Source organism: Citrobacter sp. Cpo126 (genome assembly GCF_030332445.1).
Taxonomy (GTDB): Bacteria; Pseudomonadota; Gammaproteobacteria; order Enterobacterales; family Enterobacteriaceae; genus Citrobacter; species Citrobacter portucalensis.
Genome location: NZ_JAOWHT010000032.1, coordinates 349685 through 372601, shown reverse-complemented (window position 1 = coordinate 372601; position 22917 = coordinate 349685). Strand labels below are relative to the sequence as shown.

The window sequence follows — 22917 nt, the reverse complement described above, 5'->3', positions numbered from 1 at the left end:
GGATTAGGTGTTACCAGAACCAGCATAGTTCAGGGCAGCAGGTTGTACTCAGCGTCGCTAACCGGTTCCAGCCATTCGTTCGACGCGCCAGGGGCCGGGATTTCCACGGCGATATGGGCAAACCAACTATCACGCGCGGCGCCGTGCCAGTGTTTCATTCCCGCCGGAATGTGCACGACATCGCCGGTTTTCAGCTCACGTGCCGGTTTATTCCACTCCTGATACCAGCCTCTGCCACCGGTCACCAGCAATATTTGTCCACCCTCATGATGAACATGCCAGAAGTTACGACAACCCGGTTCAAATGCGACATTGCCAATTACCACCCCTTCCATGGAGAGCATGGTCAGATAGCTGTCGCCAGTGAAATACTTCGCATACGCTTCATTTTTCTCTCCACGTGGAAAGACGCTGTTACCCTCAAATTGTTCGTTCATAGTGACTCCAGTATGGATAATGTCCGCGGTGTTCATACCAGACATTCATCAAGAACCGTACGGGCATTTTCCCCAATCCCGGCTCCACAGTGCTGTTCGAGTATCGTAATAAACTCACTGAGTTGCTCAGGGAGGATCCCGATGTTAAGGCATATCGCAAAATGGCTTTTCAACTGGCTGTTAACGCCGCCCAGAACGGCCAACGCCGAAACGGTCGCCCATTCACGGTCCTGCCAGTCAAGTACATCTCGCTGAAAAATATCGCCAAACAGATGTGCTTTAAGCCAGACATCAATAGCGGGTGCAAAGTCAAACAGCGGACCGCTTACAGGATGTCCAACCAGTTGCGTCTGAGTTAGGCTCCCAGCCTGAACACTGTTCCAGTCTGCAGGTGGCGGCGTGGCCGTTCTACCTTCGTCGTCTGAAAGCCCTTTCTCGCTTCGACTTTTCACCACCGACATAAAGCAGGACAGACCGTTCAGGCTGCGAGGGAAACCGCAGTATGCGTAGAGCTGTAGCAGGATCTCTTTTACTTCATTGAGCGTGAGTCCCGCATCCAGTCCGGCGTTGAGCGCGACGTCCAGCTTTTCCATCTGTCCTGTGGCAGTGAATGCCGCAATGGGGATGATTGCCTGTTGTCTGGCATCCAGTTGGTATTGCATATTCGACTCTCCAAAACGGTGGCAACATTGCACCACCGGGGGCTGAAAACAGTAAAATTATAGAGACTCGACGTGTCGGTGATTAGAGAGGAAAAGAAGGACAAACTTATGAGCTGTGCTCATCAATAATGAGCAGCAGGTACTCTTTATTTGCAGGTAATTGATTGAAGACTTACGCCACAATCTCGATTAAATTGCCGTCAGGATCTTTTATCACCGCTTCGTAATAACCATCGCCAGTAGTGCGCGGACCTGAGACTAATATCCCCTGTTCCTGCGCTTGCATTGCAATGGCATCAACATTTTCATTGCCGCCAACAGAAATGGCGAGGTGTACCCATCCGCAACGATTATTGTCAGGTTGCTGCCCGATAAGACCCGGTTTGGTCATTAACTCAATCGCAATTTCCTCGCCAATTTTGACAAAATAAGATTCAAACCCAGGATTGGTTTTACTGCGGTATTTCTCGTTGATCTTGCCGTCAAAAAACGAGACCCAGAAGCGAGCTTGCTGCTCGAGATCCTGTGTCCATAACGCCATATGCGCAATCTTCATAGCGAACCTCTTCCCGTTGTATCCAGAATAGTACGGCCCCTGTAAGGGATGTTGACATCGTTAATCATAATGCACGATCATGCACTCTATTGCTCGATGTTTATTTCACCTGGAGTATCTATGCTCGATTACGCCGCATTCCCGGAACAGCGCCAGGCGCTTATCTTTCAGATCCTGCAAGAAAACGGCAGGGTCATTTGTTCTGAACTCGCTAACCGATTAGGCGTTTCTGAACATACAATTCGTCGTGATTTGCATGAATTGAGCAAAGATGGCGTGTGTAAAAAAGTCTATGGTGGCGCGGTCATTACACTCCCTGAATCCGAAGACATCGACGTACGCAAGAGTATTAATGTAGCCAAAAAGAGCAACATCGCGCAGAGATGTGCCCGACTGGTCAAATCTGGAAGCTGTATTTTTATCGACACGGGTAGCACCAATCTGGCAATGGCAGAAGCTCTGCCCGCCGAACTGGCGTTAACCGTGGTGACAAATTCACCGGAGATTGCCGCCGTTTTGCTAAAAAAACCGCTGTTTGAAGTCATTATGCTGGGTGGCGTGGTGCAGAGATCTTCAGGTGGGTGCGTGGGAGCTTCCGCCATCGCGCAAGTGCAGGACATTTTATTCGATCAGGGATTTATTGGCGGCTGCGCGATGTCGCCTGAATCCGGCTTAACGGGATTTGATTATGCGGATTGTGAGTTCAAAAAAGCGGTGATTAAACAATGTAATGAAACTATCGTCGCGCTAACGGCTGAAAAAATCCCAGCCGTCGCCCGATATGTCGTTACCGAAAGCAGCAATATCGATGTGATTGTTGTAGAGGACAACATCAGCAAAGAGTACGCCACAGCGTTCCAGGCGCACGACATTCGAATTTATACAGTCTAACCGCGGTAGGCTCGCTGAAAACTAACTGTGCTAAACGTCGCTCCGGGCGTCAGCGCGGTGATCGCTGACAGACAATCCAGACGGATTTTTTGCTGGTTTTCAGATTGCTCCACTACCAGAAATTCTTCTTTTTCCACGGTGGTACACGTCGTCAGCGCTTTAGCATCAAAACATGTGCCATCCGTTAGTTCAATGCGCAACCAATAGTGGTACATGCAGGCGATTTCCAGATAATCATGAAGATCGCAATCTATCGGGTGATACTCTTCGGTCGTTTTCATCATGCTACCTTCCCCAACGTCTTGTATATTCGGGAAATCGCCAACGCAACTTCCCGAACTTTCCAGCTATTTCAACGCTTCAATGGGAGCGCCAAAATTAATATGCAGCACATTGCCGTCAATCACCAGCGCCGGAACAGATTTCACGCCAGCCACTTCAGCCTCAGCAACCCGATCAGGTTGCTCTCCCAGATGAACCACATCGATTTCAACATCCGCAGACAAATGCTGCAAAAGTGTCTGTTCTGCGGAAACACAAACCGGGCAACCTGCATGATAGAAACGAGCTTTAGTCATGATACATCTCCTTTAAATTATAGTATCGATTCGATACTATAATTCATGCTACGCTGCTTTTCCCCTTTGTCAATATAGTTTTTAATCGATACTATATACCGAGGAGGATTTGTTATGCCCGACATGTCACTTTTCGACGTACTTGACCGGCTTTCCAGCCTGACAAGGATGTGGTTTCGCCAGCACCCTTTACTGGCGGATCTACAGCCAGTACAACTCAGCGCGTTAATGTATCTGGCCCGTTGCAACCGTTATTCCAATACGCCGCTTGGCGTAACGGACTACCTTGGCCTCACCAAAGGCACCGTATCGCAATCGCTGAAGCTGCTAGAAAGCAAAGGACTGATTGTTCGTAAGCAGGATGCCCGCGATAAACGCAGCGTACATTTACAGTTAACTGAATCAGCCGGTACGTTACTGGACGCCCTGCTCCCGCCAACGTTTTTGGTGGCGGGTGAAACGGCGATGGGTGAACGCGCGACTGTACTTAAGGAGCTACTGTTTGAACTTTTACGTGGGATCCAGAGGACCAACAATGTACCTGGCTTTGGTCTTTGCCATAGCTGTCGCTTCCACCAAAAAACGGGTGGTCAGGGATTTTGTAATCTGACGAAAGAGAGATTGAGTGAAGACGATTCATTGCTGATTTGCCGAGAGCATCAGCCGCCGGAAACATAAAATGGCTGGTGCAAAATCACACCAGCCATTATCTCTGTTAGTGCTTAACGATATACATTGTGCGGCTGTATGCGACATCTTCAGGGTTAGTAATCGGATACCCTTTCAGCCACGGTTTAATTAAACGCCCGTTGGTATACTGATAAATCGGTGCAATAGGTGCCTGTTCCATCAGAATTTTCTCCGCGGCGTTATAATCGGCATTGCGCGCTTTCTCTGTATTCTCCAGAGTTGCCTGGGTCAACACTTTGTCGTACGCCGGATCATTAAAGCGGGAGATATTGCCCGTATGGGTCGATGTTAATAGCGACAAGAACGTAGAAGGCTCATTGTAGTCACCCACCCATGAGGCGCGGATCACATCAAAATTACCGGTATTACGGCTGTCGATATACGTTTTCCATTCCTGATTCTGCAGTTTTACGTCAACACCGAGGTTCTTCTTCCACATAGAAGCCACTGCGATAGCAATCTTCTGATGATTTTCTGAGGTGTTGTACAGCAGCGTCAGTTTAAGCGGTTTCTGTGGGCCATAGCCCGCCGCACGCAGCAGCGTTTTTGCCTGCGCGTTCAGTTCTTCCTGACTCATTTGCTCAAACGGTGAAGGTTCCGGCACAAATCCTGCCGTTACATCCGGCGTAAAATGCCATGCCGGCTTCTCACCTGTACCCAATACCTTCTCCGCCATCAGACGACGATCGATAGTCATGCTGAGTGCCAGCCGCACGCGTGAATCGGCGGTCGGTCCCTTCTGGGTATTGAAAGCATAATAATAAGTACCAAGCTGCGGCGGGGTGTAAACCTGACCCGGGATATCCTTCAACAGTTTCTGGTACATATTTTTCGGGAAGGATTCCGTGATATCAATATCACCAGCAAGATAGCGCTTGGTGGCAGCTGATTCCTGGTTGATCGGCAGGAAGGTGACTTTTTGCAGCACCGTTTTGGCGTTGTCCCAATAATGTGTGTTTGGTACCACTTCCAGTTTTTCGTTCACGACGCGATCTTTGAGCACATAGGCGCCGTTACCAATAAGATTGCCTGGTTTGGTCCACTCTTTGCCGCTCTCAACGTTAGCTTTTTGTACCGGATAGAATGCAAAACTCGCTGTCAGATTGGCAAACCAGGGCAGCGGTTTATCCAGTTGAACTTTCAATGTTCGTGCATCGACAGCACTAACGCCAAGTTTATCAGGCGTGGCTTTGCCATCGATAATAGCCTGAGCATTATTAATACCCGCCAGCGCAGCAAACCAGGCAAACGGCGACAGCGTTTTTGGGTCAACCAGACGCTGCCAGCTATAGACAAAATCCTGCGCCGTTACCGGCGTACCATCCGCCCATTGCGCATTGTCACGCAGCGTAAACGTCCAGATGCGGTTATCGTTACTCTTCCACTGGGTAGCGACGCCAGGCACGATCTCACCCTTCTCATTCTGGTTGACCAGCCCTTCAAATAGATCACGAATAACCTGTATTTCAGGCAGCCCTACGGCTTTTGCCGGATCAAGCGACGCCGGTTCGTCTTTTATATGACGCACCAGTTCTTGTTTCTCTGCCAGTACCGTTCCGCTGGGAACATCAGCAGCCCAGGATAAAGAAATGCTGCTAACCAACAACGCACAACAGGTTACTGAAACAGAATGCTGCATAAGATACCCTCAATTCCGGCTACTAAGTGAATGTGTAATTATTTGTATCGCCAGCAGGAAATGCAATTAACTTCCGACAAGAAAGTGATATTACACCTGAAAAGATAAGTGTGTGAAAACGATTTGATTATCCATACATTTTGCACAACACTGCGAGTAACAATCCAAGCATTCAGAGATGACTATGACCGTTACCCGTCCCCGTGCCGAGCGCGGCGCATTCCCACCTGGAACCGAACATTACGGACGTTCATTGTTAGGCGCACCGCTAATCTGGTTTCCTGCACTGGCAGCCGATCGTGAAAGCGGCCTGATACTGGCGGGAACGCACGGCGACGAAAACTCCTCGATCGTTACCCTTTCTTGCGCATTGCGTACGCTTAACCCTTCCTTGCGTCGCCACCATGTAGTGCTGGCCGTAAACCCTGACGGTTGCCAGCTTGGACTGCGCGCAAATGCGAACGGCGTCGATCTGAACCGTAATTTTCCCGCCGCAAACTGGAAAGCGGGAGAAACGGTGTATCGCTGGAACAGTAGCGCAGAAGAGCGTGATGTGGTGTTGTTGACCGGCGAAAGTCCGGGTTCGGAACCAGAAACCCAGGCGTTGTGTCAGCTTATTCACCGAATTCATCCCGCCTGGGTAGTCTCTTTTCACGATCCACTGGCCTGTATTGAAGATCCCAGAAGCAGCGAGCTGGGTTCGTGGCTGGCACAGTCGTTTGAATTGCCTCTGGTCACCAGCGTAGGTTATGAAACGCCCGGCTCTTTTGGGAGCTGGTGCGCAGACCTGAATTTACACTGCATAACCGCCGAATTTCCGCCCATTTCATCGGATGAAGCGAGCGAAAAATACCTGCTGGCCATGTCCAATCTGCTGCGCTGGCACCCTAGAGATGGAGCTGCCCGGTCGTAAAATGTAGGGCTGGCTCCGCATCGCTGGCCAGCCACGTAGGACCATCAAGATCGGCAAAGTTAACCTGCGGCGTAAGCGGTAACGCCGCACCAATAGCCCGGGAGGTACACAGCATGCAGCCCAGCATCAGCGCAAATCCCTGCTCGCGGGCTTCCGTTGCCAGCGCCAGTGCTTCCGTCAGACCGCCTGTTTTGTCCAGTTTGATATTGACCATTTCATAGCGTCCGTGCAGCGCTTTCAGGCTGCTGCGAGTGTGGCAACTTTCATCTGCGCAGATGGGCAGCGGATGCACAAAATTCTCCAGCGCGGCATCATCCTGAGCCGGCAGCGGCTGCTCCAGCATTGCCACCCCTAAATCAGCCAACAGCTGACAGCGTGCCGCAAGGCCTTCTGCCCGCCAGGATTCATTGGCGTCGACAATAATCGTAGCGTCAGGAACAGCCGCACGAATGGCAACCATCCGCTCACTAATCAAGCGAGCATCCAGTTTAACTTTCAGCAGTTTTGCGCCATTTCCCCACAGCGCAGCCGCGCTCGCAGCCATTTGTTCCGGCGAGCCAATCACTACGGTTTGCGCCGTCGTCACCACTTCCGCCAGTTCACTTCCCACCAATTCCGCCAGCGACTTCTGCTGTTGACGCGCACTTAGATCCCACAACGCGCAGTCTACGGCATTTCGTGCAGCCCCTGCTGGCAGCAGCTTTTGCAGCTCTTCACGCGTCAGCCCGTTTTCCAGTTGTGGCGCAATGCTCATTATTTGCGCCAGGACAGAGGCATCGCTTTCACCGTAGCGCGGGTACGGTGTGCACTCGCCAATACCTGTGACGCCATTTTCTGTCAATTCGACGACAACCACATGCGCTTCGGTCCTGCTCCCACGGGCGATGACAAAGGGAGTGTGCAGCGGCCAGGCTTCCTCATATACCTTAACTGTTCTCATTTGTTTTCCTTAATGCAGTCCCTGAAGCGGATATCCGCAAATAGCGTTTGCCGTGTTAACTGTTGATGGCATAAACTAGCCTCGACGTTAACTATATGTAAACAGGAAGATAACCATGTCACAAACCGTTCATTTCCAGGGCAACCCGGTTGCAGTTGCCGGCTCCATTCCTCAGGCTGGAAGCAAAGCTCAGGCTTTTACCCTTGTGGCTAAAGACCTGTCTGACGTTACGCTGGGCCAGTTTGCAGGCAAGCGCAAAGTGCTGAATATTTTCCCAAGCATCGATACTGGCGTTTGCGCGGCATCGGTACGTAAGTTTAACCAACTGGCGACAGAAATCGACAATACCGTCGTACTGTGTATTTCGGCCGACCTGCCATTCGCCCACTCTCGTTTTTGCGGCGCGGAAGGTCTGAGCAACGTTATCACGCTGTCCACCCTGCGCAACGCAGAATTCCTGAAAAACTACGGTGTTGAAATCGCTGAAGGCCCGCTGAAAGGTCTGGCCGCACGTGCCGTAGTTGTTATCGATGAAAATGACAATGTTGTTTTCAGCCAACTGGTCAATGAAATCACCAACGAACCAGACTACACAGCGGCGCTGGACGTACTGAAAGCGTAAGCTGCGTTTGCATACAAAAATGCCTCCGGATGGAGGCATTTTCATTTACGGCATTACTCTTCGCTTTTTTTCTGTTGGCTCAGGCCGTACTCGCGCAATTTATTGGCAATCGCGGTATGCGAAACGCCGAGGCGCTTGGCCAGCTTGCGTGTGCTGGGATAATTCATATACAGCTGCGTCAGCACGGAGCGTTCAAAGCGGCTGGTAATTTCATCCAGCGACCCTTCCATTACCTCTTCTCCGACCGCAACCGTTGCCGCATCATAATCCGGCAGTAAAATATCCTGCGGCCGCAGCTCATAACCTTCAAGCTGGGTCAGCGCCCGGTAGATAGCGTTTTTAAGCTGACGCACGTTGCCCGGCCAACCGTAACGGGTTAACACCGTGCTGAGATCGGCGGACAGCTTCGGACGTGGCACGCCCTGTTCATCGGCAAAACGCGCCACAAACAGTTCGGTAAGCGGCATAATATCTTGTGGGCAATCGCGCAGCGGCGGCAGGTTTAGCGTCAGTACATTCAGACGATAATAGAGGTCCTCACGGAAAAGTCCTTTCTGCACCAGCTCCACAAGGTTCTTTTGCGTCGCGCAAATAACACGGACATCAACATGAACTTCGTGATCTTCTCCCACGCGACGGAACGTGCCGTCATTGAGAAAACGCAGCAATTTGGTCTGCATACGCGGCGACATTTCGCCAATTTCATCTAACAGAACCGAACCGCCATTCGCCTGCTCAAAGAACCCTTTTTTGCCTTCCGGCGCATGGCCAAACAGCTCGCTTTCAACCGCATCTTCAGGGATTGACGCACAGTTCAGCGCCAGATACGGTTTCGACGCACGCGGGCTTGCCAGATGGCAGGCGTGAGCAAAGAGATCTTTGCCGGTGCCGGTATTACCAGTAATCAGCAGCGGCGCGCTCAGCGTCGCCAGCTTGCGCGCCTGTTCCACCACATGTTTCATTTTGGCGCTGACGGCAATAATCTGGCTAAACGCGCTGAGATCCTGCGTAGTCATATTTTGCAGCTGACGTCCCATTCGGATGGTGGAGCGCAACATCACCACCGCGCCGGTCAGCATCTGCTCCTGATTTTCGCCCTGCAAATGGACAGGCGTAATTTCCATCAGGAAATTCTGCCCGTTAATCACGACATGTTCGCTATGGGAATCCTGCGGATTGCTTTCCAGCCAGCGCTGGAAGTTAAACCCATTAATTAACTGGGCGGCGGTATGATTGCGCATCCGCTCCTGGGTGTGCGCAAAAAGTTGACAGCTCGCAGGGTTCGCCATCTCAACTTTGCTTTTCATATCAAGAGAAAGGACCGGTTCTGGCAACGCTTCAAGCAGAGCACTCAGCGCCAGATGTTCACGTTCGGAAGGCATCCAGGGTACGGTACGCACATCCGTAACCCCTGAAATACGGCGGATTTCAGCCATCAGACTGCTGAAGTTGGTGAACTCCAGCTCCGCAAAATTAAGGTAAATTCGCCCGATGGGGTCAATCTCGATACCGCGTAAATCAATGCTTCTCAGCACCAGTAAATCGAGCAATTCGCGGGTCAGACCAAGACGGTCTTCACAAAAGACTTCCAAACGCATAGGAACCTTCACCTGGACAAGGGATTATGTGTTAAATGATAAGACAGTATTTGGTTTGCAGGAAGAACTCTGTCAACAAATATTGACAGCGCGCTGGAAAATTAGGCGCCGGGGCGTAAAGTTATACGATCGGCGCCTGTTTTATAGCTAACTTTCGCGCGGAGATTTGTTCTTTTGTAGGGTCTCTTTCACCTGACCAATCAGTTGACGGCGAAAATCGCCCAGTCGTGGCTTATCATCATCGATCCACGGCAGCGGTCGGCAAAGCTCCATAGCTTTAATGCCCAGACGCGCCGTTAATAACCCCGCGCCAATGCCCTGTGCGGCACGCGTTGATAAGCGGGCGGCTAAATCCTGCGACATCCAGTCCATCCCTACTTCCCGCACCAGCTCACTGGCCCCGGCAAAAGCGATATTCAACAACACCAGGCGGAACAGGCGCAGACGGCTGTAATAACCAAGTTCAATGCCATACAGCGATGCAATGCGATTAATCAGCCGCAGATTTCGCCAGGCAATAAACGCCATATCCACCAGCGCCAGCGGGCTGACGGCAATCATCAGCGTGGACTCTGCCGCTGAACGGCTAATCTCACGCCGGGCTTGCGCATCCAGTACCGGCTGCACAAGATGGGCATACAGACTGACCACTTCGCGATCGTTCTGCGTTTCATGAATTGAGGCATACCAACGCTGTAGCGCCGGATGCGACTGATCGATACCCGCCTGCTGCGCCAGTTTTTCACAAAATGCACGACCTTTTCCGGTTCCATGGCTGTGGAGCAAGTCTCGCGCTTCATCACGTTCGTGCGCGCGCTGACGCAATCGCCACAATCTGCGCCACTCGGTCGCCACCGATCCGACACCTGCGCCGATAATCAATGCGCCTGCGGCACATCCTCCCAGCGCGACCCAGTCCTGAGTCTGCCAGGCGTTCATGGTCCACTGCACACCCTGAGCAACAACGCTTACGCCAAACAGCGCCAGCCCGCCCATCACCATCTTGCGCCACAGACTGCGTTTGGGGCGTAAGGCCGCATCAATGACGGCCTCCGCCTGACCTTCGTCTTCCAGGGGTTCATCCACTTTCGCCGGAGAAAAAGTCTGCGCCTCCGTTTCGTTGAACATTTGCTGCGCTTTAAACGCCGTGTTTTGTTCCACGTCCAGCGGACCTGAGAAATCGATACGCGGTTTTAACGGCTCGCTCATCGCAATTTATCTCCTATTAAAAACTCCAGCGCGGCATCAAGGCGGATATGCGGTAAGGGTTTATCGACATCCATAACCTGCGGGCGAAACGCCTCAAACTGAAAGCCCTGGCGGTCCCAAAATGCCTGTCCGGGCAGTCGCGCGGGAACCTCGCCCGGATAAACTGTCAGCGGTTCGCCATCGCTCAGACGATTACCTCGCAGCGCCGGGATCTTTTCACCTTTCACATCGATCAAGCCGCTGGTGGTTGCCTGCACCGATGCCAGCCCCAGACAATCCATGCTGATACCTTCGAACGCCGCGTTTTGCCATGCGTCCTGGATCAGCTGCTGCAATAACGACACCATATTGGCGTGCTGATCGACTGTGACGTGGTCGGCTTTGGTGGCGGCAAACAGCAGCTTGTCGATCACCGGAGAAAATAGCCGACGAAACAGCGTACGCTGCCCGTAATGGAAGCTTTGCATCAACTGGGTAAGCGCCAGGCGCATGTCGTTGAACGCCTGTGGCCCGCTGTTGAGCGGCTGCAGGCAATCGACCAGCACAATCTGGCGGTCAAAGCGCAGGAAGTGATTCTTATAAAACCCTTTGACGACCTTTTCGCAGTAATAATTGAATCTTTCGCGCAACATGCCCGCGTTGGTGTGTTTGTCAGCCTGCGCCAGCTTTGATTCCCCCCAGGCATCGACATCCGGCCACGGGAAGAATTGCAGCGCAGGCGCGCCCGCCATATCTCCGGGCAGGACAAAACGGCCCGGTTGAATAAAATGCAGGCCCTGCTGTTTACACTGATGCAGATACTCCGTCCAGGCGGCAGCAATTTCCGCCAGACGGTTTTCATCAGCAGGCGCCAACGGATCCAGCCCCTGGCATAACTGCCGCCATTTTGCCGACCATTCGCCCCGCAGCCCCTGCAATAATCCGGTCATTTGCCGCGACCAGCTCAGATAATCCTGGGCAAGCATCGGTAAATCGAGCAGCCACTCCCCCGGATAATCGACGATCTCCAGGTACAACGTGGAGGTGTCTTTAAAGTGGCGCAGTAAAGAGTCATTGGATTTATAGCGCAGCGCCAGACGTATTTCACTCACGCCGCGCGTAGGGGTCGGCCAGGTTGGCGGAGAGCCGTACAGTTGCGCCAGTCCCTCATCATAGGTAAAGCGCGGAATGCCAAAATCGCGTTGAGGAACCCGTTTCACGCCGAGCAAACGCTCTTCGCGCACGCAGCTGAGCAACGGCAGACGCGCACCGGCATGAACATTGAGTAACTGATTTACCATCGCGGTGATAAACGCCGTCTTACCGCTGCGGCTAAGTCCGGTGACAGCCAGGCGTAAATGCCGGTCTACGCCGCGATTAACCAGCGAATTGAGTTCATTTTTAAGTCGCTTCATCGCCATCCCGTTTTGCTGAAGGAACCGAAGAAATTATAACAAACAGGAAGTAAAGATAGGGGTCAATTCTTACTTATCAACTACCTGGGCGGTACCTGGCGGCATTATTCTTACCGCCAGGAGCAGAAGAACTGCGTACGGCTTATTTATTCTCTACTTTAGGAAGCGAGATCTGGTTGATGCCACCTTCATTCGTCACCTGCGTATAGCCCATTTCAGTCAACATATCCTTCGCTTGTCCCGATTGACGCCCGGAGTTGCAGTACAGCTTCACAGTGTCGTTCTTATCAGGAACTTCAGCTGCAATACGTGCCTTCATTTCTTTTAACGGAATATTGACGGCCCCCTGAATATGCTGCTGTTGGTACTGTTCAGGAACGCGAACATCGATCCAGTGTTCGGCTGCGTAAACCGGCATGCCGATGACCAGAGCCAACGCTAATACACCTTTTTTCAACATAATATCTTCCTGACTGATAGTTGGATTTACCTCTACACTATACGCCAGTTCTTAAGAAAATATTGCGACCGCATTATCACCGTCTGCAGGCGCGGACGATTGTTCCTCAGGTTACCCATGCTGCAGTTAGCCTGTTGATTTTTCTACCCACATTTGATGTTCCTACCCAACAATTAGGTGAGCAAAGCTGTAATTTATTATTTAATCTGATTGCAGGTGAGAAAGGATTACAGAATATCACGATAGGAACACAAATATTGCTGACCGACTTCCTGATATAAAACTTGGGTATTAATGCTCTGCGAAATAGATTTTTTAGTTCACCCTCAATACCCGTGGTAACGATCCAAAAGAATTCTGACAGCCCCAAAATTATATTTGTGAGCTGCCGCAAATTAACTGAGGGAATGTTGATTAATTGTTGCTTGCTTTTGCTGATTCAAATATCAGGGTTGATTACCTGAATAGCGTTTCGACAATTTTGCCGCAGCCCGACTCAACACCGGTTCCAGAACCAACGCCAGCAGCATTTTTAGCGGGCGTCGGGCGACGGACTTCACCGCCCACCCTGCTACACCCGCCGGGCCGTAGCGCAGCGCGGTCAGAAGCACCAGCTTACCTGCTATTTTAAAGCCCGGCTTAACCCTTTGCCCGGCACGTTGCCAGCGATTGTTCATTTCTGTCCTCACAATTGACGGAATCGACTACGTAAGGAAAAAGTATCGGACGTCACATAACGCTCCATTTCACGTAAACGCTTTTCACTTGCCGCCAGCTCGCGATCGACGGCATCCAACAGCTCACCGCTTGATGGCTGCTGCTCGCCGGAAACCACATTGTCCGGCATCGGGTCTAACACAAACGTTAGCACGATGTAGGCGGCGAAGGTGAAAAAGGCCAGGCCAAAAAAGACTGACAACACCACCAGGATCCGTACCAGCTTCACAGGCACATCGAGATAATGCGCAATACCTGCGCAAACTCCCTTCACCATGCCCTGCTGCGGAATACGCCACAGTTTTTTGTTCAGGTTAACGCCTCCCATTAGCGGTCCCTCCAGTTTGGATGTTCAGCATCGAGGATGTCTTCCAGCGCCTGAATGCGCTCGCGCATCCGCTGTGCGTCATCGTTGAGTTCAACCAGGCGTTGCTGTTCACTTTGCGACAGTTCGCCACGGCTGGAACGGTTGCTGTAATGTAGCCAGAGCCAAATCGGTAAAACGAACAACACAAAGATGGTTAACGGGATGGCCAGAAATAGCGCGCTCATGAGTACTCCTTACAGGTGATGAGCGGCGGCGCGTTCGGACGCCGCCAGATGTTATTATTGCTTGTCTTGCTGCATTTTGGCTTTAAGTTGCGCCAGCTGCTCGCTGATTTCATCATCTGCTTTCAGGTCAGCAAATTGCTGATCCAGAGACTTCTGTTTACCGAAGTTATGGCTTTCAGCCTCGGCTTCCATCTGATCGATACGACGCTCGAAAGATTCAAAGCGCGCCATCGCTTCATCGAGTTTACCGCTGTCCAGTTGACGACGAACATCACGCGAAGAACTCGCTGCCTGATGACGCAGCATCAACGCCTGCTGACGTGCACGGGTTTCACTGAGTTTATTTTCCAGCTCAGCGATCTCTTTTTTCATACGCGCCAGCGTATCGTCAACCAGCGTCACCTCATGCTCCAGAGAGGCAATTAAATCGGTCAGTTTCTGCTTTTCAATTAACGCAGAACGCGCCAAATCTTCTTTCTCTTTACGCAGCGCAAGTTCTGCTTTTTCCTGCCACTCTGCCTGTTGGGCACTGGCCTGTTCGATACGGCGAGATAATTGTTTCTTTTCAGCCAGCGCACGCGCTGAGTTAGAACGTACCTCAACCAGCGTGTCTTCCATTTCCTGGATCATCAACCGCACCAGTTTCTGCGGATCTTCAGCCTTTTCCAGCAACGCATTAATGTTGGCGTTCACGATGTCGGCAAAACGAGAAAAAATACCCATAATGTAATCCTCACTTACTGTTCTGATATCAGGCTATGCCCTGCTGTCTTCGTAATGCACTTGGCGTGCCAACTTTTTATATAATTGATTTTATTGTAATTATATAATTTTACCTGCCAGGCTAATTAGCGTAAATTGGTGAATAACACTAACAAATGGTGAATTTCATCATGGCTGGATACAAAGATAATCTTCTGGGTGAAGCGAACAGCTTTATTGAAGTGCTGGAGCAGGTTTCTCATCTCGCGCCGCTGGATAAACCTGTACTGGTTATAGGTGAGCGCGGGACCGGGAAAGAACTTATTGCCAACCGCCTGCACTACCTCTCCACCCGCTGGCAAGGCCCGTTTATTTCGCTTAACTGCGCGGCGCTAAACGAAAATTTGCTTGATTCCGAACTGTTTGGTCACGAAGCGGGTGCCTTTACCGGCGCGCAAAAACGCCATCCGGGACGTTTCGAACGCGCCGACGGCGGTACGCTGTTTCTCGATGAACTGGCAACCGCCCCGATGTTGGTACAGGAAAAATTGCTGCGCGTTATTGAATATGGCGAGCTGGAGCGCGTTGGTGGCAGCCAGCCATTACAGGTTAACGTACGACTTGTTTGCGCGACCAATGCCGACTTACCTCGCATGGTTAGCGAAGGCACTTTCCGCGCGGACCTGCTGGATCGCCTGGCCTTTGACGTGGTGCAACTCCCACCGTTACGCGAGCGTCAAAGTGACATTATGTTAATGGCCGAACATTTTGCCATTCAGATGTGCCGCGAGATCGGATTACCTCTGTTTCCGGGTTTTAGTGCCGAGGCCAGAGAAACGCTCCTCCACTACCGTTGGCCGGGCAATATTCGTGAACTGAAAAACGTCGTGGAGCGATCCGTTTACCGGCATGGAACCAGTGATTACCCGCTGAATGAGATAATCATTGACCCCTTCCGCCGCCACACTACACAGCCGCAGGCGCCGGAAACTAAACCGATGTCTGTAGGGTTACCGCTGGATCTGCGTGAATTCCAGCAGCAGCAAGAGAAAGACTTTCTACAAACCAGCTTACAGCAGGCAAAATTTAACCAGAAAAAAGCCGCTGAATTACTGGGTCTGACTTACCATCAGCTTCGCGCTTTGCTGAAAAAACACCAGATTTAACGCACATTTGCAGATGTCATATTGGCGGATTTGACGCAGAACCTCATCAGGGTTTACCATGACGCCATTACTGTATAAAAAAACAGGTACAAATATGGCTCTGGCACTCGTTGGCGAAAAAATTGACAGAAACCGTTTCACCGGTGAGAAAATTGATAATAGTACATTTTTTAACTGTGATTTTTCAGGTGCCGACCTGAGCGGCACTGAATTTATCGGCTGTCAGTTCTATGATCGTGAAAGCCAGAAAGGGTGCAATTTTAGTCGTGCGATGCTGAAAGATGCCATTTTTAAAAGCTGTGATTTATCCATGGCGGATTTTCGCAATGCCAGTGCGCTGGGCATTGAAATTCGCCACTGCCGCGCACAAGGCGCAGATTTCCGCGGCGCAAGTTTTATGAATATGATCACTACTCGCACCTGGTTTTGTAGTGCATATATCACTAACACAAATCTAAGCTACGCCAATTTTTCGAAAGTCGTGCTGGAAAAGTGTGAGCTGTGGGAAAACCGTTGGATGGGTGCCCAGGTACTGGGCGCGACGTTCAGTGGTTCAGATCTCTCCGGCGGCGAGTTTTCGACTTTCGACTGGCGAGCAGCAAACTTCACACATTGCGATCTGACCAATTCGGAGTTGGGGGACTTAGATATTCGGGGCGTTGATTTACAAGGCGTTAAGTTGGACAACTACCAGGCATCGTTGCTCATGGAACGTCTTGGCATCGCGGTGATTGGTTAGCATTCACGGAGCGGTAAGTACCGCTCCCGCCCTTATACAATAGTGTCCGCTCTTGCCTTAAAGTCACTTTCGACGCACAGAGCATAAACGTTAGAGGGTTCCGGTCCCCCCATCAGAACACCAAACCTGACCAGACGTATAGCTGTTCTCCCCAGCGGCCAGGGTGACATAAAGCGGCGCGATTTCCACCGGTTGACCAGGGCGTCCCAGCGGCGCATTTGCCCCAAATTTCTCCACCTTTTCCTGCGGTTGACCACCACAGCACTGCAGTACAGTCCAGTATGGACCCGGCGCGACGGCATTGACACGGATCCCTTTCGGGGCCAGCTGTTTCGCCAGCGATTTAGTAAATGCCACGATAGCTGCTTTAGTCTGAGCATAATCAAGCAAGATTTCACTTGGCTCATAAGCCTGTACGGAGGAGGTATTAATTATCACGCTGTCTGGTGAAAGATGGGGTATGGCCGCTTTGGTGATCCAAAACATAGCGTAAACATTGGTTTTGAATGTTGCGTCGAAATCTTCTGTGGTGAGTTCCTCAATTGACTCACAAAATTGCTGACGACCTGCATTATTGACGAGGATATCCAACCCTCCCAGCCCTTTTACCGCCTGTTTTACCAGATGGCCGCAAAAAGTTTCATCACGGATATCTCCGGGGATGGCCAAAACATTTCTGCCTGCTTTTTTTATCAGGTCGACCACTTCACGCGCATCATCTTCTTCTTCAGGTAAATAGTTAATCGCAACATCAGCGCCTTCACGAGCATAGGCAATAGCAACAGCACGACCAATCCCTGAATCCCCACCGGTAATTAATACCTTGCGCCCATTCAGGCGACCGCTTCCCTGATAGCTGTCTTCTCCATGATCGGGGCGCGGTTGCATTTTCCCCGCCAGCCCGGGAAAGGGCTGCTGCTGCTGTTGAAAAGGCGGCGCCGGAAAACGCGCAGAATTGGTTTTATTGATGGTCTTTTTTTCCTTGTTTAAGCCAGCCATTCAATTACCTCTCATTATTTATCACAAAGACTAATAATCGTAGACCAAAATGAATGGCATGACCTATATTATCCAGCTGCACTTAATTTTCTCGGAATATTACCCCCCTACTTTCCTCTACCGTTACGCTTATATCCCCACCAACGTTAGATTTAATTTAAACAATATTATTTGAGACTTATCCAGTTCGCAGTATTAATAAATAGCAACCACACTTAACATCTCAACCTTGGCAAAAGGAGAACATATGAAATTATCCATAACGCCATTATTATGTTGTTTTTTATTGTCGCCAGCGCTTGCTGATGATAACGGCGGGTTGAAAAATGATACAGCTCCACCGCCAGCCCACGCTCTGGATGAAGGTTATCGTGGGACTGAAGATGCAAGAATCATGACTGTCGAACAGGCCAAAACGATGCATGACGGTGCGACCATTTCTCTGCGAGGTAATCTCATCGAGGATCAAGACGGAGACAAATTTGTCTTTCGTGATAAAACCGGCAGTATCCTGACTTTAATTCCACACGCGGTTTTCGATGGTCGAACGGTTAAACCCGATCAAATGATCAGTATTAACGGTAGCCTCGACGCTAAAATGCAACCACCAGTAGTACGCGTAAATAAGATCCAGAAGTAACGCAATAACCGGGAAGAAAGCCGCTCTTCCCGGTTGATTTTCTTTATTCCCACGATTTTGCGAATGCTCTCTTCTGCCCGTCATGGTCATTTCCCCCTCTTTCCCCTCACATTTTTCTTTCTACCCGCGAATCACACGTTTATAGCAAGTCAGATGGGCCATGAAAATGCTAAGATAGTTAACAGAGTAGATTCAAAGTGGATAGCAGGTATGAATTTTGACCATGTCGCGGTGTTGAACTCGCGCTTATTGAGCCTGTTACTCCCAAAAACAAACGGTAATGGCAAATGTCATTAAGTATTAGTAAGATAGCCTCTTTATATAATCCATTAAAATTATGCGCCTGGTTTTATCATCTCTGATCGTGATGGCTGGATTTCTGAGTGGTCAGGCTGCTGCTGCGCCTGAGCAAGCTCCGCACGCTGATATCCGTGACAGTGGGTTTGTCTATTGCGTCAGCGGGCAAGTCAATACGTTCAACCCACAAAAAACGAGCAGCGGTCTCATCGTCGATACGTTAGCGGCCCAATTGTATGACCGACTGCTTGATGTAGATCCCTACACCTATCGGCTGGTGCCTGAGCTTGCTGAAAGCTGGGAGGTGCTGGATAACGGCGCAACCTACCGCTTCCATCTGCGTCGTGACGTTCAGTTTCAGAAGACGGCCTGGTTCACCCCCACCCGCAAACTGAATGCAGACGATGTGGTGTTTACCTTCGAGCGCATCTTTGATCGCCACCATCCGTGGCATAATGTGAACGGCAGCAGTTTCCCCTACTTCGACAGCCTGCAGTTTGCCGATAACGTCCAAAGCGTGCGCAAACTGGACAACAACACCGTTGAATTCCGCTTAACGCAACCGGATGCCTCCTTTATGTGGCACCTTGCCACACACTATGCCTCCGTAATGTCGGCGGAATATGCCGCTAATCTGGCAAAACAGGATCGCCAGGAGTTGCTCGACAGACAACCCGTCGGCACAGGCCCGTACCAGCTTTCGGAGAATCGTGCCGGCCAATATATTCGGTTGCAGCGACATGAAAAATTCTGGCGTGGCACTCCTCTGATGCCGCAGGTCGTAGTGGATCTCGGTTCTGGTGGAACCGGACGCTTATCGAAATTACTCACTGGCGAATGTGACGTCCTTGCCTGGCCTGCCGCCAGCCAGCTCAGCATATTGCGTGATGACCCTCGCCTGCGTTTGACGCTGCGCCCGGGGATGAACATTGCCTATCTGGCGTTCAACACCAATAAACCGCCGTTGAATAACCCTGCCGTGCGGCATGCGCTGGCGCTAGCGATCAACAACCAGCGCTTAATGCAGTCTATCTACTACGGGACGGCAGAAACCGCGGCATCTATTTTGCCTCGCGCCTCGTGGGCTTATGATAACGAAGCTAAAATTACAGAATACAACCCGGCAAAATCGCGCGAGCAGCTAAAAGCGCTGGGGCTGGAGAGTCTGACGTTACAACTTTGGGTCCCTACCAGCTCTCAGGCCTGGAACCCCAGTCCGCTGAAAACCGCCGAGCTGATTCAGGCAGATATGGCTCAGGTGGGTGTGAAAGTGAAGATCATCCCGGTAGAAGGTCGTTTTCAGGAGGCGAGATTAATGGATATGAACCATGATCTGACGTTATCCGGCTGGGCGACGGACAGTAACGATCCTGACAGTTTTTTCCGGCCGTTGCTCAGCTGTGCCGCCATCAATTCGCAGACCAACTTTGCCCACTGGTGTAATCCACAGTTTGACAGCATTCTGCGCAAGGCCCTCTCTTCGCAGCAGCTATCATCGCGAATTGATGCCTATGACGAAGCGCAAAATATTCTTGCACAAGAGTTACCGATCCTGCCACTGGCCTCTTCACTGCGTCTGCAGGCTTATCGTTACGACATCAAAGGGTTGGTGCTCAGTCCATTCGGTAATGCCTCTTTTGCCGGCGTGTCCAGGGAAAAGAAAGATGAGGTGAAAAAACCATGATTATCTTCACCTTGCGTCGATTTTTATTGCTACTGGTAACCCTGTTCTTCCTGACCTTTATTGGCTTCAGCCTGAGCTACTTCACGCCTCATGCGCCGTTACAGGGTGCATCGCTGTGGAACGCATGGGTATTCTGGTTCAATGGTCTCATTCACTGGGATTTCGGCGTATCCAGTATCAACGGTCAGTTGATCTCAGAGCAGCTGAAAGAGGTGTTCCCGGCCACAATGGAACTGTGCATTCTTGCCTTTGGTTTTGCACTAATGGTTGGGATCCCCGTTGGTATGCTGGCCGGTATCACGCGGAACAAATGGCAGGACCGCTGCATCAGCGCATTGGCTCTGATGGGGTTTTCTATCCCCGTTTTTTGGCTGGCGCTGCTGCTGACATTGCTCTTCTCACTGACCCTCGGCTGGTTACCCGTTTCCGGGCGTTTTGATCTTCTCTACGAGGTGAAACCTGTTACCGGTTTTGCCATTATTGATGCGTGGATCTCCGACTCGCCCTGGCGCGATGAAATGCTGGTCAGCGCTATCCGTCATATGGTGCTCCCGGTGCTGACGCTCTCCGTTGCGCCCACCACAGAAGTTATCCGCCTGATGCGTATCAGCACCATTGAGGTCTTTGACCAGAACTACGTCAAAGCGGCGGCCACGCGCGGTCTGTCACGATTAACGATTCTGCGTCGTCACGTCCTGCACAACGCTCTTCCGCCGGTGATCCCGCGTCTGGGCTTACAGTTTTCCACCATGCTGACATTGGCGATGATCACCGAGATGGTCTTTAGCTGGCCAGGTCTTGGTCGTTGGCTGATTAACGCGATTCGCCAGCAGGATTACGCGGCGATTTCAGCGGGCGTGATGGTGATTGGCTCACTGGTTATTATCGTTAACGTCATCTCTGATATTTTGGGTGCTATGGCTAACCCTCTGAAACATAAGGAATGGTATGCCTTACGATAGCGTCTACAGCGAAAAACGCCCGCCAGGTACGTTGCGCACCGCATGGCGCAATTTCTATGGCGATGCGACTGCGATGATCGGCCTGTACGGCTGTGCGGGACTGGCTATTCTGTGTATTTTTGGTGGTTGGTTTGCCCCTTACGGCATCGATCAGCAATTTCTCGGCTATCAGCTTTTACCGCCGTCATGGTCGCGCTATGGCGAAGTCTCATTCTTCCTCGGGACTGACGATCTGGGACGTGACGTTTTAAGTCGTCTGCTCAGCGGCGCGGCCCCGACCGTTGGCGGCGCGTTTGTCGTTACTCTTGCCGCCACGCTGTGTGGCCTGGTATTGGGCGTAGTTGCCGGTGCGACGCACGGCTTGCGCTCTGCGGTGCTGAACCACATTCTGGACACCCTGCTGTCGATCCCTTCTCTGCTGCTGGCGATTATTGTGGTGGCCTTTGCCGGGCCGCATCTGACACACGCCATGTTTGCCGTCTGGCTGGCACTGCTGCCGCGCATGGTGCGCTCCGTTTACAGCATGGTGCATGACGAGCTGGAGAAAGAGTACGTCATTGCTGCTCGCCTGGACGGTGCAACTACACTGAATATTCTGTGGTTCGCCGTTCTGCCCAATATTACCGCTGGCCTTATTACTGAAATCACACGCGCACTGTCGATGGCGATTCTGGATATCGCCGCGCTGGGTTTTCTCGATCTTGGCGCACAGCTGCCGTCCCCGGAATGGGGAGCCATGCTCGGCGACGCGCTGGAGCTGATTTATGTCGCACCGTGGACGGTGATGCTGCCAGGCGCGGCAATTATGATAAGCGTGTTGCTGGTTAACCTACTGGGTGACGGCGTGCGCCGCGCAATTATTGCGGGGGTGGAGTAATGCCATTACTGGATATCCGCAACCTGACCATTGAATTCAGGACCGGTGACGACTGGGTAAAGGCTGTTGATCGTGTCAGCATGACCTTGAATGAGGGTGAAATCCGCGGGCTGGTCGGCGAATCTGGCTCCGGCAAAAGTCTGATCGCTAAGGCCATTTGCGGGGTTGCTAAAGATAACTGGCGCGTAACCGCAGACCGTATGCGTTTTGATGATATCGATCTGCTACGCCTTTCGGCGCGTGAACGACGCAAATTGGTCGGTCATAACGTCTCCATGATCTTTCAGGAGCCGCAGTCATGTCTCGATCCGTCCGAGCGTATCGGACGTCAACTGATGCAAAATATTCCGGCATGGACCTACAAAGGTCGCTGGTGGCAGCGCATCGGTTGGCGCAAACGCCGTGCGATTGAACTCTTGCACCGCGTCGGGATAAAAGACCATAAAGACGCCATGCGCAGCTTTCCATATGAGCTGACCGATGGCGAATGCCAGAAGGTCATGATCGCTATCGCATTAGCGAATCAGCCGCGTTTGCTGATTGCCGATGAACCAACGAACGCGATGGAGCCAACCACCCAGGCGCAAATTTTCCGTCTGCTAACCCGTCTGAATCAAAACAGCAATACCACCATTTTGTTGATAAGCCATGACCTGCAAATGCTCAGCCAGTGGGCTGACAAAATCAACGTGATGTACTGCGGGCAAACGGTCGAAACCGCGCCAAGTAAAGATTTGGTGACCATTCCTCATCATCCTTATACTCAAGCGTTGATTCGCGCTATTCCTGATTTTGGTAGCGCAATGCCGCACAAAAGCCGCCTGAATACCATGCCAGGAGCTATTCCATTGCTGGAACAATTACCCATCGGCTGTCGTCTGGGGCCACGCTGCCCTTATGCACAACGCGAATGTATTGAAACCCCAAGACTGACCGGAGCAAAGAATCATCTCTACGCCTGTCATTTCCCGCTGAACATGGAGAGAGAGTGAG

At 51.4% G+C, this 22917-nt stretch carries 27 protein-coding genes and 1 pseudogene; 12 read left to right on the top strand and 16 right to left on the bottom strand.

Translation table 11 applies throughout. From position 1 onward, the window contains the following. Positions 1-29: 29 nt before the first annotated feature. The 3 genes from OGY17_RS11040 to OGY17_RS11030 form a co-directional block, all read right to left on the bottom strand. Positions 30-437 (bottom strand): cupin domain-containing protein, encoded by a 408-nt coding sequence (locus OGY17_RS11040; RefSeq protein ID WP_071446300.1) that lies wholly within the window; start codon positions 435-437, stop codon positions 30-32. 32 nt (positions 438-469) lie between these two features. Then, positions 470-1099 (bottom strand): carboxymuconolactone decarboxylase family protein, encoded by a 630-nt coding sequence (locus OGY17_RS11035; RefSeq protein ID WP_071446299.1) that lies wholly within the window; start codon positions 1097-1099, stop codon positions 470-472. A 172-nt stretch (positions 1100-1271) separates the two neighbouring features. Further along, positions 1272-1655, bottom strand: a complete 384-nt coding sequence (locus OGY17_RS11030; RefSeq protein WP_008784902.1) for a VOC family protein — start codon at positions 1653-1655, stop codon at positions 1272-1274. Positions 1656-1775: 120 nt separating this feature from the next. Here OGY17_RS11030 and OGY17_RS11025 point away from each other — a divergent pair, with 120 nt between their 5' ends. Further along, positions 1776-2546 (top strand): DeoR/GlpR family DNA-binding transcription regulator, encoded by a 771-nt coding sequence (locus tag OGY17_RS11025; protein ID WP_008784903.1) that lies wholly within the window; start codon positions 1776-1778, stop codon positions 2544-2546. Here the strand turns inward: OGY17_RS11025 and OGY17_RS11020 are convergent. Together OGY17_RS11020 and OGY17_RS11015 are read right to left on the bottom strand one after the other, a co-directional pair. After that, positions 2543-2827 carry a Rho-binding antiterminator gene (locus OGY17_RS11020; RefSeq protein WP_071446297.1) on the bottom strand — a complete coding sequence of 95 codons (285 nt, stop codon included), beginning with the start codon at positions 2825-2827 and terminating at the stop codon, positions 2543-2545. The genes OGY17_RS11025 and OGY17_RS11020 overlap by 4 nt on opposite strands. Before the next feature lie 66 nt (positions 2828-2893). Beyond that, positions 2894-3124, bottom strand: coding sequence for a glutaredoxin family protein (locus OGY17_RS11015; protein ID WP_008784905.1), 231 nt, complete (start codon positions 3122-3124; stop codon positions 2894-2896). Positions 3125-3238: 114 nt separating this feature from the next. On the opposite strand from OGY17_RS11015, the gene OGY17_RS11010 reads away from it, so the two are divergent. Next, positions 3239-3802 carry a MarR family winged helix-turn-helix transcriptional regulator gene (locus OGY17_RS11010; RefSeq protein WP_286607216.1) on the top strand — a complete coding sequence of 188 codons (564 nt, stop codon included), beginning with the start codon at positions 3239-3241 and terminating at the stop codon, positions 3800-3802. Between the two features lie 37 nt (positions 3803-3839). Here OGY17_RS11010 and mppA read toward each other — a convergent pair whose 3' ends face one another. Beyond that, a complete protein-coding gene (gene mppA / locus OGY17_RS11005; protein WP_008784907.1) occupies positions 3840-5453 on the bottom strand; it encodes a murein tripeptide ABC transporter substrate-binding protein MppA in 1614 nt (537 codons plus the stop codon). Positions 5454-5637: 184 nt separating this feature from the next. On the opposite strand from mppA, the gene mpaA reads away from it, so the two are divergent. Continuing rightward, the gene (gene mpaA / locus OGY17_RS11000) at positions 5638-6366 is read left to right on the top strand and encodes a murein tripeptide amidase MpaA (protein ID WP_048216283.1); all 729 of its coding nucleotides are present in this window, start codon (positions 5638-5640) and stop codon (positions 6364-6366) included. Here mpaA and ycjG read toward each other — a convergent pair. Next, positions 6341-7306 (bottom strand): L-Ala-D/L-Glu epimerase, encoded by a 966-nt coding sequence (ycjG, locus tag OGY17_RS10995; RefSeq protein WP_008784909.1) that lies wholly within the window; start codon positions 7304-7306, stop codon positions 6341-6343. The genes mpaA and ycjG overlap by 26 nt on opposite strands. A gap of 115 nt (positions 7307-7421) precedes the next feature. Here ycjG and tpx point away from each other — a divergent pair, with 115 nt between their 5' ends. After that, a complete protein-coding gene (gene tpx / locus OGY17_RS10990; RefSeq protein WP_003020437.1) occupies positions 7422-7928 on the top strand; it encodes a thiol peroxidase in 507 nt (168 codons plus the stop codon). A gap of 53 nt (positions 7929-7981) precedes the next feature. On the opposite strand, the gene tyrR is transcribed toward tpx, so the two are convergent. From tyrR to pspE, 4 genes are all read right to left on the bottom strand, one after another. Beyond that, positions 7982-9526, bottom strand: coding sequence for a transcriptional regulator TyrR (gene tyrR, locus OGY17_RS10985; RefSeq protein ID WP_008784910.1), 1545 nt, complete (start codon positions 9524-9526; stop codon positions 7982-7984). A gap of 147 nt (positions 9527-9673) precedes the next feature. Then, complete coding sequence (locus OGY17_RS10980) at positions 9674-10735, bottom strand: YcjF family protein (protein ID WP_032943592.1); 1062 nt, start codon at positions 10733-10735, stop codon at positions 9674-9676. Continuing rightward, positions 10732-12129: a YcjX family GTP-binding protein gene (locus OGY17_RS10975; protein ID WP_060683721.1), complete on the bottom strand. Its 1398-nt coding sequence runs from the start codon at positions 12127-12129 to the stop codon at positions 10732-10734. Before OGY17_RS10975 ends, OGY17_RS10980 begins: the two co-directional genes overlap by 4 nt. 142 nt (positions 12130-12271) lie before the next feature. Further along, the gene (gene pspE / locus OGY17_RS10970) at positions 12272-12589 is read right to left on the bottom strand and encodes a thiosulfate sulfurtransferase PspE (protein WP_008784913.1); all 318 of its coding nucleotides are present in this window, start codon (positions 12587-12589) and stop codon (positions 12272-12274) included. A 155-nt stretch (positions 12590-12744) separates the two neighbouring features. On the opposite strand from pspE, the pseudogene OGY17_RS10965 reads away from it, so the two are divergent. Beyond that, positions 12745-12870, top strand: a pseudogene (locus tag OGY17_RS10965) (LacI family DNA-binding transcriptional regulator); the annotation flags it as partial. Positions 12871-13035: 165 nt separating this feature from the next. Here OGY17_RS10965 and pspD read toward each other — a convergent pair. The 4 genes from pspD to pspA are packed head-to-tail and all read right to left on the bottom strand — an operon-like array spanning position 13036 to position 14581. Then, positions 13036-13266: a phage shock protein PspD gene (gene pspD / locus OGY17_RS10960; protein WP_003833267.1), complete on the bottom strand. Its 231-nt coding sequence runs from the start codon at positions 13264-13266 to the stop codon at positions 13036-13038. 8 nt (positions 13267-13274) lie between these two features. Continuing rightward, entirely contained in the window at positions 13275-13634 is a 360-nt protein-coding gene (pspC, locus tag OGY17_RS10955) for an envelope stress response membrane protein PspC (RefSeq protein WP_008784915.1), read from the bottom strand. After that, positions 13634-13858: an envelope stress response membrane protein PspB gene (gene pspB / locus OGY17_RS10950; protein ID WP_003020509.1), complete on the bottom strand. Its 225-nt coding sequence runs from the start codon at positions 13856-13858 to the stop codon at positions 13634-13636. The genes pspC and pspB overlap by 1 nt, the downstream gene beginning before the upstream one ends. A 54-nt stretch (positions 13859-13912) precedes the next feature. After that, a complete protein-coding gene (pspA, locus tag OGY17_RS10945) occupies positions 13913-14581 on the bottom strand; it encodes a phage shock protein PspA (RefSeq protein ID WP_008784916.1) in 669 nt (222 codons plus the stop codon). 155 nt (positions 14582-14736) lie between these two features. On the opposite strand from pspA, the gene pspF reads away from it, so the two are divergent. Together pspF and OGY17_RS10935 are read left to right on the top strand one after the other, a co-directional pair. Then, on the top strand, positions 14737-15726 hold the full coding sequence (pspF, locus tag OGY17_RS10940) for a phage shock protein operon transcriptional activator (protein WP_172111135.1): 990 nt from the start codon (positions 14737-14739) through the stop codon (positions 15724-15726). A gap of 94 nt (positions 15727-15820) precedes the next feature. Then, entirely contained in the window at positions 15821-16465 is a 645-nt protein-coding gene (locus tag OGY17_RS10935; RefSeq protein WP_032941855.1) for a quinolone resistance pentapeptide repeat protein QnrB18, read from the top strand. Positions 16466-16555: 90 nt separating this feature from the next. Here OGY17_RS10935 and OGY17_RS10930 read toward each other — a convergent pair whose 3' ends face one another. Continuing rightward, positions 16556-17464 (bottom strand): SDR family oxidoreductase, encoded by a 909-nt coding sequence (locus tag OGY17_RS10930; protein WP_008784919.1) that lies wholly within the window; start codon positions 17462-17464, stop codon positions 16556-16558. A gap of 247 nt (positions 17465-17711) precedes the next feature. Between OGY17_RS10930 and OGY17_RS10925 the strand changes: the two genes are divergently transcribed. The 5 genes from OGY17_RS10925 (at position 17712) to sapD (ending at position 22916) form a co-directional block, all read left to right on the top strand. Beyond that, positions 17712-18104 (top strand): YdeI family stress tolerance OB fold protein, encoded by a 393-nt coding sequence (locus OGY17_RS10925; RefSeq protein WP_008784920.1) that lies wholly within the window; start codon positions 17712-17714, stop codon positions 18102-18104. 337 nt (positions 18105-18441) lie between these two features. Next, positions 18442-20085 (top strand): ABC transporter substrate-binding protein SapA, encoded by a 1644-nt coding sequence (gene sapA / locus OGY17_RS10920; RefSeq protein WP_286607211.1) that lies wholly within the window; start codon positions 18442-18444, stop codon positions 20083-20085. Then, positions 20082-21047: a peptide ABC transporter permease SapB gene (gene sapB / locus OGY17_RS10915; protein ID WP_003020545.1), complete on the top strand. Its 966-nt coding sequence runs from the start codon at positions 20082-20084 to the stop codon at positions 21045-21047. Before sapA ends, sapB begins: the two co-directional genes overlap by 4 nt. After that, positions 21034-21924, top strand: coding sequence for a peptide ABC transporter permease SapC (gene sapC / locus OGY17_RS10910; protein ID WP_003833291.1), 891 nt, complete (start codon positions 21034-21036; stop codon positions 21922-21924). The genes sapB and sapC overlap by 14 nt, the downstream gene beginning before the upstream one ends. Beyond that, the gene (gene sapD / locus OGY17_RS10905) at positions 21924-22916 is read left to right on the top strand and encodes a peptide ABC transporter ATP-binding protein SapD (protein WP_003020556.1); all 993 of its coding nucleotides are present in this window, start codon (positions 21924-21926) and stop codon (positions 22914-22916) included. The genes sapC and sapD overlap by 1 nt, the downstream gene beginning before the upstream one ends. The last annotated feature ends 1 nt before the right edge of the window (position 22917 follow it).